This window comes from bacterium Scap17 (assembly GCA_013376735.1).
In the GTDB taxonomy this organism is placed as follows: domain Bacteria; phylum Pseudomonadota; class Gammaproteobacteria; order Pseudomonadales; family Halomonadaceae; genus Cobetia.
Genome location: VINJ01000001.1, coordinates 1,698,725 through 1,710,574, shown reverse-complemented (window position 1 = coordinate 1,710,574; position 11,850 = coordinate 1,698,725). Strand labels below are relative to the sequence as shown.

Sequence of the window (11,850 nt, the reverse complement as noted above, 5' to 3'; positions counted from 1 at the left end):
GATGACCCATACCCCGCACAATCTGAGCATCACGGCGCTGAGCAAGGCCTATCAGTCCGGTGAACTGACGCCGCGCCAACTAGTGAATGAACTGCTGGCCGCGCAACCTGAGCAGGACGCCGCCTGGATCACTCGCCTGAGCGTGGATGAGCTGGAGCCCTATCTGGCACGTCTGGACGACGTGGCGCCCGAGTCACTGCCGCTCTACGGCATCCCCTTCGCGATCAAGGACAATATCGATCTGGCCGGCATCACCACCACCGCCGGTTGCCCGGACTTTGCCTATACGCCAGACGATGATGCCTTCGTGGTCAAGAAGCTGATCGCGGCAGGCGCGATCCCGATGGGCAAGACCAATCTGGATCAGTTCGCCACCGGCCTGGTCGGTGAGCGCGCCCTGCCGGTCTATGGCACTCCAGCGAATGCCTTCGACCCCGCCTATGTGCCGGGCGGCTCCAGCAGTGGCTCCGCCGTCGTCACTGCCCAGGGCCAGGTCAGCTTCGCGCTGGGCACGGACACGGCGGGCTCCGGTCGGGTGCCGGCCTGTTTCAACAATCTGGTGGGCGTGAAGCCGACGCTCGGCCTGCTCAGCGCGGGCGGTGTGGTACCGGCCTGCGCCACCCTGGATACCATCTCCATCTTCGCGCTGGGCTGCGATGATGCCGCGCAGGTGCTGTCAGTCACCGCACAGTTCGATGCCGATAACCGCTGGGCGCGCGAGCATGACTTCGCCGTTCACGGCCAGGCCTATGGTGTGCTGCCGGACCTTGCCGGCCTGCGTATCGGCGTGCCGCCGCGTACCCAGTGGCACACCGATGCCGATTACAGCGGCTACATGGAAGCGGCAATTCGTCAGTGCAAGGCACTGGGAGCCGAGCTGGTCGAGCTGGATTGCAGCCCGCTGCTGGCCGCCGCGCGACTGCTGTATGAAGGCCCCTGGGTGGCGGAGCGTTATCACGCGGTGCGCGAGCTGATCGAGCGCAATCCCGAGGCGCTGCATCCGGTGACCCGCGAGATCACCCTCGGCGGCGCCTCGCCGCTGGCGGTGGATGCCTTCGATGCCCGCTATCAGCTGGCCGAATACCGCCGTCAGGCCGAGGCGCTGCTGGCGCAGGTGGACGTGATGCTGGCGCCGACTACCCCGCGTCTGCCCACCAAGGCGGAACTGGCCGAGGCGCCGATCGCGGTCAATTCGGAGCTGGGCACCTGGACCAACTTCATGAACCTGCTGGACCTGAGCGCACTGGCCGTGCCGGTCGGCTTCAACAGCCAAGGCCTGCCCGGCGGCGTGACGCTGTTCGCGCCCGCCTTCGAAGACCTGCAACTGCTCAGCATCGCCCGGCTGCTCGAGAAGGAATTCGCGCTGCCGCTGGGGGCCAGCGCGGTCGCCCGCCCCCAGGCACGTCTCGCCGACAGCGATCTGCCGATGGCGCAGAATGGCCGCCTCGAGATCGCCGTCTGCGGCGCACATCTCACTGGCATGCCGCTCAATCACCAGCTCACCCAGCGCGATGCACGCCTGGTCGCGCGCACTCACAGCGCCCCCCGCTACCGCCTCTATCAGCTGGACGATGCGACACCCGCCAAACCGGCCATGCTACGCGCCCCGCAAGACGGTACCAGCATCGCGCTGGAGGTCTGGTCGCTGCCCATCGCCAGTGTCGGCAGCTTCCTCGCTGGCATCCCCTTCCCGCTGGGCCTGGGCCAGATCGAACTCGAAGATGGCCGCTGGGTCGCGGGCTTCATCTGCTCAGTCTCCGCTGACAGCGGCGTACCGATGACGGACATCAGCGAATACGGCGGCTGGAAGGCGTGGGTGGAGCGCTGAGGAGTAACGACACCTTTAATCGAGAGAATTCTTGCCTGCCACTGGCTAAAGTGGCAGGCAACATTTTATTGTTGCGACACTACTTTGACTGCAATAACATATCGCCAAAAATATAAACAATTTACTTACTAGCAAGGATGCTAACCTGTGAAAAACACAAATACGCTTATACCGTATGGTTTAAGAGACAACAACTGCATACATATAACTGAACTTAAGAAGCATGAGTCTGGATTAAGTTGTAACTGTACATGCCCTAGGTTTTGTACGAAAAGTCATTTTTGCTAATGTGCCCCATGCACATCCAGCATAGGTGCGGTATGGCAGGACGATACGAAATCTCAGATAGCCAATGGCAGTTGATCGAAGACATTGTCTCACCGGCTCAATCGATGGGCAGGCCCAGGAAAGACGACAGACAGATGCTGAACGGCATCTTTTGGGCCCTCTGCTCTGGTGCCAAGTGGCGTGACCTCCCCGAACGTTATGGCCCTTGGAGCACTGTCTACGCCAGGTTTCGACAATGGCGTGATGACGGCACCTTTGAGGCAGTCTTGTCGCGTCTTCAACTCCAGCTTCGCGAAGATGGCCTGATGGATCTCGAGACCTGGATGATCGACTCAACCGCCGTTCGTGCAACACGTGCCTCCGCTGGTGGAGGCAAAAAGGGGGATCTGAAGAACCCTTAGACCATGCGTTGGGCCGGAGTCGTGGGGGCATCACGACCAAAATTCATATGATCTGTGATCGTCTTGGCTGGCCCATCGCTTTCACACTATCGGGAGGTCAAGAGTCGGATACCCGATACTTCATGCCCACCCTGGAAAGAGTTCATCTACCGGGGAGTCTCGGTCGGCCACGAAAACGTTGCCGCTACATCGTGGCAGACAAGGGCTATGACAGTGATGAGCTGCGCCGTTACTGCGACCGCGTTCGTATCAAGCCGATCATCGCCCAACGAAGGATGAAGCGAAAACCCCGTCCAGGCCTTCCACGGGGTTTCGATAAACCCATGTACCGTCAGCGAAACATCGTGGAGCGCTCTTTCAGTTGGCTGAAAGAGTTCCGTCGTATTGCGACGCGGTACGAGAAGTTGGCCCGTAGCTTTTATGCGATGGTATGCCTAGCTTGCATACGTCGCTGCCTACGAGCTGATTTTTCGTACAGAACCTAGCTGTGGTGAAAAACTAATAGCCAAAAGTCTTTCTGGTAAATATCAAGCTCATTTCGCTCACTTCAGACTTACTAATTGTAATACTGCGGCGGAGAGCGGACTTCACCTAAAGGCCAAGGAAATAATCAGAAACACAAGATGTGTTAGCGCACCACCCTTAGACGCTAAAATAGGCCACAAAGTTGAATTTATATATAGAGAAAAAATAATCCATATCGCGAGGGAAATGAAATACTTTAAAGTCGATAAAGTTATTGAAGAGCTTAACTTTAATTCTTACAGACCAGATCTAACTCTCTACAGAAGTAGCAAAAAAAACCCTTCCGAAATACATCGACTCTTGGTTGAGATAAAGGTTACCCATGAAGTAGATGAGAACAAAAGGCAAAAAATAATATCTGACAATTATTCCTGCATTGAAATAGATCTATCAAAAATCGATAGAATGGCGGACCCTACAGTTATATACGAAGCAATACATGATATAGCCAATGTTAGCTGGGTACATCACTGCAGATCAATTGAGCTCAGGGATCAGGCGGATAGAGAGATTTTAAATAGCTGTACAAAAGCCCTTGAAGAGTCAAAAAAAGCTACGGAAAAGCTCAACAAAGAACGACAAGATCGTGAAGCGGAAGAAAGAGAAGAGAGATACCTTAAAGATGAGTTCATCAAGAGCATAACTAATGAAATTATAAAAAAACAGAGGGTGCTATTGCCTGCCGTCAAGCATAAGGGGAAAATCTTAAAGAATCGATGGCATAGCCAGACAATAAAACTAGAAAGCATTATAGAAGAAAAATATACAATTGGAATTTTACTACTAATTGACAGCAGTCCTGTTTATATATGCTACTTCTTTTCCAGGAAGTTATCGGATAACAGATGGCGCTTTGTTATCAACAAATATAAGTATGCTATTGCGGCGCCACTGCATCACATATACTACTACCGCAACACTGAAAACAACACAAATGAAATACAAAAATATCTTGAAGCGACTCTAGGGCTAAGTGGATACTGGATAAACCATCCTATACGTAAAACGTAATTCACTAAATCGACTCAAAAATGCAGAACATTCACTACAAGGAAATTATTTTATATATTTTATAGCCATTTATCACCTTGTCAGTATTTGTAGGGTGCCGGATGATCGGATTTCACAACGAAGCTATCCTTTGTTAGCCTCTCGTGAGCTCATCAAGCAATTGATTCAGGAAAAGCTTCATGGACATCAAGCTGCATAAGCAAGCGACGACGACACCGAAAATCCGTGCCGACATCCAAGCAGCTCCTTCGAGCATGACGAACAAAGATCTCGCTCGTCAGTTCGGGGTCAGCGTCTCAACTATACAGCGCTGGCGCTATCGTGATGATGTCCTGGATCGCTCCCACACACGTCATAACCTACTCGCGACTCTGACCTCAGAACAGGAAGAGATCGTCATTGCCGCTCGTGAACTGCTTCGCTTGGGGCTCGATGATCTACTTGTCGTTGCTCGGGAATTCCTGAACCCCAATCTGTCGCGTTCCGCGCTTCAGCGCATGCTCAAACGACGTGATGTACCGACTCTCGCCAAGCTGGCGCGTCAAGATGCGAAGGAGGACGAGAAGCCCAAGCATCGGCCTTTCAAGGATTATGAGCCCGGGTATGTGCACATTGATATCAAGCACCTGCCCCAAATGCCTGACGAAGATCAGAAGCGTTATCTCTACGTCGCGATTGATCGTGCCACTCGGTGGGTGTATCTGGAGGTCAGATCAAGTCAATCTGCAAAGGACGCCCAGGCGTTCATGAAGCGTGCAGAAGAGGAGGCTCCCTTCACGATTCGAACCGTGCTCACGGACAATGGTAAATCCTTTACCGATCGCTTCACCGTGGGTGGCGAACGTAAGCCCAGTGGAAATCATCTTTTCGATCAGGAATGTCAGAACCATGGTATTGAGCATCGATTGATCAGGCCAGGCAGACCCCAAACGAACGGGATGGTGGAGCGCTTCAATGGGCGTATCAGCGATGTTCTGGCGACTCGGCGTTATGACTCAAGTGAGGATTTAGAACAGACACTCGAGCGTTATTGCTGGCTCTATAACCACCACATTCCTCAGAAGGCACTACACCACAAAGCGCCTATAGCAGCAATGAAGGAGTGGCAGGTCGAACGACCTGAGCTGTTTACGCAAGCTATAGTCAATCAGACGGAACCCGACAAGTATTAACAAAAATTATCTTGGTCTTACTGTATTCCACAAAACTATGAATGGGCGGATGCAGGCTCTGAGTGCAACACCCTATTGAATTGAGGGTGGTGCTTCATTGTGCTTTGCCATCAGTTCATTCATCACCTCGATAGGGCATTTGAAGTCGAAGCGTTTTCGAGGCCGCATATTCAGCTCGAAGGCAATGGCATCCAGCTCTTCCTGACTGGTCAGTGACAGATCCGTTCCCTTGGGGAGATACTGGCGAATAAGGCCATTGATATTCTCGTTGCTGCCTCTTTGCCAAGGGCTATGGGGATCACAGAAGTAGATGGCGACGCCAGTATTTTGCGTGATAGCGGCATGTCTGGCCATCTCTCGTCCTTGGTCATACGTCAGGGTTTTTCGTGCTGCCAATGGCATTCTGTTCAGCGCGGCACTGAAGCCCTCTACGGCTGAGGTCGCAGTCGCATCATGCATCTTTGCCAGTATCAAGTATCCGCTACTGAGCTCTACAAGAGTGCCAACCGCTGAGGCATTGCCTTTTCCCTTGATCAGGTCGCCTTCCCAATGCCCAGGCATCTCGCGCTTGTCCACCTCGGGCGGGCGAAGGTGGATGCTGACCATGTCGGGGATCTGACCTCGCCGGTCCGTCTCACCACGGCGAGGCTTACGCGTACTTTTGCCATGCCGCAGGCAATGGATGAGCTCTTTGCGTAGTTGCCCAACCGGCAGCGCATAGATGGCGGTGTAAATCGTCTCGCGACAGACGTAGGCGTCTTCAAGCTTGGGTAAATTCATGTGTCGAAGCTTGCCGGCGATCTGCTCAGGAGACAAGTAGCGACGAAGAAGGTACTCGACAAGCCTGAACCGCTCACTACCGATGGAAAGCTTTCGCTTGGGCCGGCAAAAGCGCCGACGCTTGAGTCGCGACACTTGCGCGCGTTCAGCTCGGTAGTCGTTGCCCGGTACACTATTTCGGCGAATTTCGCGGCTGATAGTGGAGGGAGAACGACTTAGGCATCGAGCAATGGCTCGGAGGCTCAGGCCTTGAGAGAGGCAAACCTGGATAGTGGCACGATCGGTGATGCTGAGTTCTGAGTATGACATGAGCGCAATACCTTACAGGGAAACTCAGGTGTTGCACTCAGAATCTGCGGCCAAGATGTTTAACATGACAAATTCATTCGTGGCATAGAATCACATTAAACATTAATTTAACGATAAAAACGAAGCCTTGAGATCTTCAGCTAAGTTCCCCGAAATTTTCATTCTTGGCATCCCGCAAAGCATGTCTGGCATTTCGCAAAACAAAAGTGCCGCCGGCGGGTAAATAATAATGATTATTATAAACAACTAGGGAACGCAGTCTTGGCTCACTCACTCCGCCGTCCAGGTTTCACTCGCTCGCCACTCGCCCTCTCCATTGCCCTCGCGACCTCCTCACTGCTCAGTGCCACCGCCTTCGCGGATGAGACTCGCACACTTGAGGCGATGACCATCGTCGGCGAGGCGCAAGGCGGTACCACGGAAGAGACTCAGGCCTATACGGTCGACTCCAGCACCAGTGCCAATGGCCTGACGCTGTCACCGCGCGAGACACCGCAGTCTGTCAGCTTTCTGACCCGCCAGCAGATGGACGACGAGGCGCTGACCAGCACCACTGAAGCCGTCAAGCGCCTGCCGGGCGTATCCTCCAATCGCCTCGATGGCACACGCGCCAGCTTCCAGTCACGCGGCTATACCATCCGCAATTTCCAGTTCGATGGCCAGCAGAGCAACACCAGCGGCTTCTGGCCCTTCGGCGACGCCGAGTGGGATACCGCCATCTATGATCGCGTCGAAGTCGTCCGCGGCGCCACCGGCCTGATGACTGGCGTGGGCGACCCGTCCGCCACCGTCAACTTCGTGCGCAAGAAGCCGCTGGACGAAGCCGCCGCCAGCGTGACAGGCGCTGTCGGCAGCTGGGACCGTCGACGTGGCGTGGTGGATGTCAGCACGCCTCTGGATGATGCCGGCAAGGTCGGCGTGCGCTTCGTGGCCGCCAAGGACCGCTCCGACAGCTTCATGGATGATGTCGAGAATGACCGCGAGACCCTCTACGGGGTGATCGCCGCGGAACTGACGCCGGACACCGAGCTGAACGTCGGGGTCGAGTATCAGCGCTACGACCAAGACGGTGCCTATCTGGGCGTGCCGCTCTACTACACCGACGGCACGCGCACCGACTTCGATCAGTCGACCGCCAACAACACCGAGTGGGCGCACTTCTTCACCGAGAATACGCGCGGCTTCGCCGACCTGACCCACTACTTCTCCAACGGCTGGAAGGCGACCGCCGCCTATAGTCATGGCGATGCCAACTACGGCCTGACCTACAACTACCGTGGCGGCTATGTGGATCGTGACAACGGCATCCTCTACTACGACACCAATCGCCAGGTGCCAACGGCCTCCTATCTGGTCGACTACCGCGGGGACCGCACCCAGAAGAATCTCAACCTGAGTGCCGAGGGCCCCTTCGAGCTGTTTGGCCGTGAGCACCAGCTGGGCTTCGGCTACATGCAGCTCAAGGAAGAGTACGAGATCTGGAGCCGCACCCCGGCGGGCAGCGTACCGGCGCTGGGCAGCTTCACTGATCGTGACGACCCGGCACTGGCCGAGCCCGAATGGGGCGAGTGGGGCCTGACGGACGACACCGAGACCCAGCAGGAAGGCTTCTACACTGTCACGCGTTTCTCGCTGGCAGACCCCGTGCACCTGATCCTCGGTGCCCGCCTGACGGATTGGGAGATCGACCAAGACTATCGCGGTGAGCGCAGCTACGAGTACAACGACGAGTTCACGCCCTATGCCGGCCTGATCGTCGATATCACCGACAACCTCACCGCCTACACGAGCTATACGCAGATCTTCAACACCCAGAGTGAGCGTGCCCCCGATGGCGCCCTGCTCGATCCGCTGGAAGGCACCAGCTATGAAGCGGGCCTGAAGGCCGAGCTGTTCGATGACCGCGCCGACGTGTCCTTCGCCGTCTTCCGCAGCGAGCAGGACAATCTGGCCGTCGAGATTCCGGGCGTCTATGTCGAAGGCACCACCGATCAGGCCTATACCGAGTCAGACGGTGCCGTGGTCGAAGGCTTCGAGCTGGAAGTGGCCGGTGAAGTCGCGCCGGGCATCAACCTCTCCGCCAGCTACGCACTGGTGGATGCCGAGGACTCCGATGGCACCCAGCTCAATACCAGCTATCCGCGCCAGCAGGCCAAGGTCTATGCCACCTGGCAGCTGCCCGGCGACTGGTCACGCCTGACCCTGGGCGCCGGCGGCACTTGGCAGGGGGATACCTACAAGGGGACCGACACGCCCACCGGTACCGCCAAGGTCGGCCAAGGCGATGTCTTCCTCGCCAACGCCATGGCGCGCTATCGCTTCAATGACAACTTCAGCACCCAGCTCAACGTGTCCAACCTCTTCGATGAGGAGTACTACACGCAGCAGGGCTTCTACAGCCAGTACCTGTACGGCGCGCCGCGTAGTGCGTTGCTGAGCATGACCTACGACTTCTGAGTCGAGCATTCCCTGTAGGAACCTTCTCTGTATCCGACGACCAGACAGGCCCTCACCGACAGGGTCTGTCTGGTCTCATCTTGATGGCGGTATTCACCGCGACACGATCACAAAAGGATTCTCCCTTGCGACGCACGCGACTTTCCTGCGCCATTGGCCTGGCCGTCATGGCCACTTGTTTCATGCCTGCCGCCCAGGCACACGAGTCACACTCTTCACAGGCTGACACCCACACCTCCTCGCCTGCCCGAGATGTCACCGAGACAACGGCTCAGTATCCACTCACGATCCAACATGCTTTCGGCACGACCGTCATCGAGAATAAGCCCCAACGTATCGCCACCGTCGCCTGGGCCAATCATGAAGTGCCGTTGGCACTGGGCGTCGTGCCGGTGGGCTTCCCCCGCCAGGGGTTCGGAGATGATGATGGCGACGGCATGATGCCGTGGGTCAAGACACGTCTCGAGGCCTTGGGCGGGGATGCCTCTGTGTTGCGTGAGGATGGCAGAACCCCCGATATCGAGGCACTGGCAGCGAGCAAACCGGATGTCATTCTCGCTGCCTACTCAGGATTGAGCGAAGACGATTATGCAAGACTCAGCGAGATAGCCCCCGTGGTGGCGCGTCCGGGCCCGCGCTGGTCTTCCAGCTGGCGTGACATGATTCGCCTCGACAGTGCCGGCATGGGCATGGCTGCCGAGGGCGAAGCGCTGATCGAGCGTCTCGAGGCGCAGGTCGCCGAGAATGTCGCAAGCCATCCGGAGATCCAGGGCAAATCGGCCATCATTCTGCGCTATATTGATCCCGAAGATCCGACCCGGATCGCCTTCTACAACGACAACGATACTCGGCTGCGCTTCCTTGCCGAGCTGGGGCTGACCTCCCCGTCCTTCGTGTCGGCAAGTGCCAGCGACGGCAAGATTGGCGGGCGGGTGCCCCCGCAGCAACTGGCGGAACTGGCCGACGTCGATATCCTCCTGACCTATGGCGGCCAGGCGCTGATCGAGCGCCTCAACCAACACCTCGCGGACAATGACCTGCCTACCTTCAGCAATGACAGGGTCATCCTGCTGGAGAATGACCCGATGGGCACGGCGGCCAACCCGACACCCCTCTCGATGCCGGCAGTGCTGGATGCCTATATCGCCGAGCTGTCGCGTGCCGCAGAAGCCGCTAAGGACTGATGACGGCTGGCTCGTTCTGCTGGCTCGTTGCAATGGCTCATTCCAAGAGCTCATTCCAATGGCCCGGACAGCTGGACCGGACGAGCGCAGATGAGTCCCGCCTGATCGACAAAAACCCCGCGACCGGTAACCCGGTCGCGGGGTTTTTCATGGAGCCTGAACTCGCCCGGCTTACTTCTTGAGGCTGTCGATCAGCAACTCAGCGACACCTTCGGAGGACATCGGGTTCTGACCGGTGATGATCAGGCCATCCTGAATCGCGAAGGAGGTGAAATCGGCCTTCTTCTCATAGATGCCGCCTTTCTGCTGCAAGGCATCTTCCACCAGGAACGGCACGACATTGGTGAGACCGACGCTTTCTTCTTCGCCATTGGTGAAGCCGGTGACACGCACGCCATCCACGAAGGGAGTGCCATCAGGCTTGCGGGCGTTCAGCAGCACTGCCGGGGCGTGGCAGACGGAGCTGACCGGCTTGCCAGCCGCATGGAACTGCTCGATCAGACGGATGGAATCCGCGTCGTTGGTCAGGTCCCACAGCGGACCGTGGCCGCCCGGGTAGAAGATGGCGTCGAAGTCTTCGACCTTCATGTCTGCCAGTACGGCGGTGGTGGCGAGATCCTGCTGAGCAGCGGCATCCTTGTCGAAGCGACGCGTGGCATCCGTCTGGAAATCCTCGCCTTGGCTTGCCGGGTCCAGCGGCGGCTGACCGCCCTTGGGAGAGGCCAGCGTCACCTCGATGCCGGCGTCCTTCATGACGTAGTAGGGAGCCGCCAGCTCTTCCAGCCAGAAGCCCGTCTTCTTGCCCGTGTCACCCAGCGTATCGTGGGAGGTCACTACTACCAGAACCTTGCTCATGTTGCTCTCCTCTACGTGCGGGATAGCCCGCAATGGTCACTTCACGAAAGATATCGGCGACGTGATGGTCACCACGTGATGGTCACCACGTGATGGTCACTAAATGGTGCTCGCCCTGTGTTGAATCAAGGCTACTGCTCTCACCATCATCGGCATAATCGATAGCCCGGATAGCCACTATCATTGAGATAAATAGTGCGCATGTCGCTCAGCTCAAGATGGTCATGCACATCCATGTCAGCAGATCAGCTGTGAAGGGCCTGACTTGCCAGATCAGTAAGTTGGCATCAGATGCACTTCGCGGATATTGGCACGCGGCGAGGCGCTGATGGCGTAGAGCACGGCATCCGCCACATCCTGCGGGTCCAGCTTGTCCGGCTTGGGCTGGTCGAAGAAGGCGGTATTGACCATGCCCGGAGTAATGGTGGTGCAGCGGCCCTGCCACTCGGCCATTTCCATCGCCAGGTTCTGGCCGAAGCCGTAGGCGAACCACTTGCTGGAGCTGTAGATGGAGCCCGCATGGTTGGCGCGACCGGCCACGGAACTGGTGAGGATGAAGTGACCCTTGCTCTCTCTCAGATGCGGCAGGGTCGCGTGGGCGGTCCACAGCAGCGCATTGATATTGATGTCGATGACTCGCTTCCACTCCTCGGGATCGCCGTTCTCGGTGCCTGGCTGGCTGATGCCGGTACCGGCATTGGCGAACGCAACGTCCAGACGACCATGCTGGGCCACGGCCTGCTCGACGACCTTGGCGAGCTGATCGTAGTCCGTCGCATCAGCGGCAATCGCCAGCACCTTGTCGCTGCCCAGTTCATCGACGAGCGCATCGAGGCGCTCCTTGCGACGGGCAGTCGCGACAACCTTGTGCCCGGCCTTGACCAGTGTACGTGCGGTGGCCTCACCGATACCGCTGGAGGCACCGGTGATCAGTACGATCTTTTCCCCGTCGGCTTGTGTCCGCTTCACATCACTCATGGCTCACTCCTGTGGGTCGCGTGAATCACTCACTCTGTTGTGATGGATAGCCTAGCGCCTGA

9 protein-coding genes are annotated in these 11,850 nt (G+C 57.1%); 6 read left to right on the top strand and 3 right to left on the bottom strand.

The features are described from left to right. The first annotated feature begins 1 nt into the window (after position 1). The 4 genes from atzF to FLM52_07400 all read left to right on the top strand — a co-directional run bounded on the left by atzF (position 2) and on the right by FLM52_07400 (position 5,225). Complete coding sequence (atzF, locus tag FLM52_07415) at positions 2 to 1,828, top strand: allophanate hydrolase (protein NVN55613.1); 1,827 nt, start codon at positions 2 to 4, stop codon at positions 1,826 to 1,828. Between the two features lie 320 nt (positions 1,829 to 2,148). Continuing rightward, positions 2,149 to 3,002 (top strand): IS5 family transposase gene (locus FLM52_07410; protein NVN55612.1). Its coding sequence is split into 2 segments (ribosomal slippage): positions 2,149 to 2,491 and positions 2,491 to 3,002, totalling 855 coding nucleotides; the frame shifts between segments, so codons are not numbered across the junction. Positions 3,003 to 3,228: 226 nt separating this feature from the next. Next, complete coding sequence (locus tag FLM52_07405) at positions 3,229 to 4,053, top strand: hypothetical protein (protein ID NVN55611.1); 825 nt, start codon at positions 3,229 to 3,231, stop codon at positions 4,051 to 4,053. Positions 4,054 to 4,232: 179 nt separating this feature from the next. Next, positions 4,233 to 5,225: an IS481 family transposase gene (locus FLM52_07400; protein ID NVN55610.1), complete on the top strand. Its 993-nt coding sequence runs from the start codon at positions 4,233 to 4,235 to the stop codon at positions 5,223 to 5,225. A 72-nt stretch (positions 5,226 to 5,297) separates the two neighbouring features. Here the strand turns inward: FLM52_07400 and FLM52_07395 are convergent, their stop codons facing one another. Continuing rightward, entirely contained in the window at positions 5,298 to 6,314 is a 1,017-nt protein-coding gene (locus FLM52_07395) for an IS30 family transposase (GenBank protein NVN55609.1), read from the bottom strand. Between the two features lie 384 nt (positions 6,315 to 6,698). On the opposite strand from FLM52_07395, the gene FLM52_07390 reads away from it, so the two are divergent. Both FLM52_07390 and FLM52_07385 read left to right on the top strand, forming a co-directional pair. Then, a complete protein-coding gene (locus tag FLM52_07390) occupies positions 6,699 to 8,771 on the top strand; it encodes a TonB-dependent siderophore receptor (GenBank protein NVN55608.1) in 2,073 nt (690 codons plus the stop codon). Positions 8,772 to 8,953: 182 nt separating this feature from the next. Next, the gene (locus FLM52_07385; GenBank protein NVN55607.1) at positions 8,954 to 9,955 is read left to right on the top strand and encodes an ABC transporter substrate-binding protein; all 1,002 of its coding nucleotides are present in this window, start codon (positions 8,954 to 8,956) and stop codon (positions 9,953 to 9,955) included. Positions 9,956 to 10,126: 171 nt separating this feature from the next. On the opposite strand, the gene FLM52_07380 is transcribed toward FLM52_07385, so the two are convergent. Both FLM52_07380 and FLM52_07375 read right to left on the bottom strand, forming a co-directional pair. Further along, entirely contained in the window at positions 10,127 to 10,810 is a 684-nt protein-coding gene (locus FLM52_07380; protein NVN55606.1) for a type 1 glutamine amidotransferase domain-containing protein, read from the bottom strand. A 273-nt stretch (positions 10,811 to 11,083) separates the two neighbouring features. After that, the gene (locus tag FLM52_07375; protein NVN55605.1) at positions 11,084 to 11,788 is read right to left on the bottom strand and encodes an SDR family oxidoreductase; all 705 of its coding nucleotides are present in this window, start codon (positions 11,786 to 11,788) and stop codon (positions 11,084 to 11,086) included. Positions 11,789 to 11,850: the final 62 nt, after the last annotated feature.

Excerpts from the sequence above, each read along its gene's own strand:
- atzF (NVN55613.1), top strand. The coding sequence starts at position 2 with ATGACCCATACCCCGCACAATCTGAGCATCACGGCGCTGAGCAAGGCC.
- FLM52_07405 (NVN55611.1), top strand. The coding sequence starts at position 3,229 with ATGAAATACTTTAAAGTCGATAAAGTTATTGAAGAGCTTAACTTTAAT.
- FLM52_07400 (NVN55610.1), top strand. The coding sequence starts at position 4,233 with ATGGACATCAAGCTGCATAAGCAAGCGACGACGACACCGAAAATCCGT.
- FLM52_07395 (NVN55609.1), bottom strand. The coding sequence starts at position 6,314 with ATGTCATACTCAGAACTCAGCATCACCGATCGTGCCACTATCCAGGTT.
- FLM52_07390 (NVN55608.1), top strand. The coding sequence starts at position 6,699 with ATGACCATCGTCGGCGAGGCGCAAGGCGGTACCACGGAAGAGACTCAG.
- FLM52_07385 (NVN55607.1), top strand. The coding sequence starts at position 8,954 with ATGCCTGCCGCCCAGGCACACGAGTCACACTCTTCACAGGCTGACACC.
- FLM52_07380 (NVN55606.1), bottom strand. The coding sequence starts at position 10,810 with ATGAGCAAGGTTCTGGTAGTAGTGACCTCCCACGATACGCTGGGTGAC.
- FLM52_07375 (NVN55605.1), bottom strand. The coding sequence starts at position 11,788 with ATGAGTGATGTGAAGCGGACACAAGCCGACGGGGAAAAGATCGTACTG.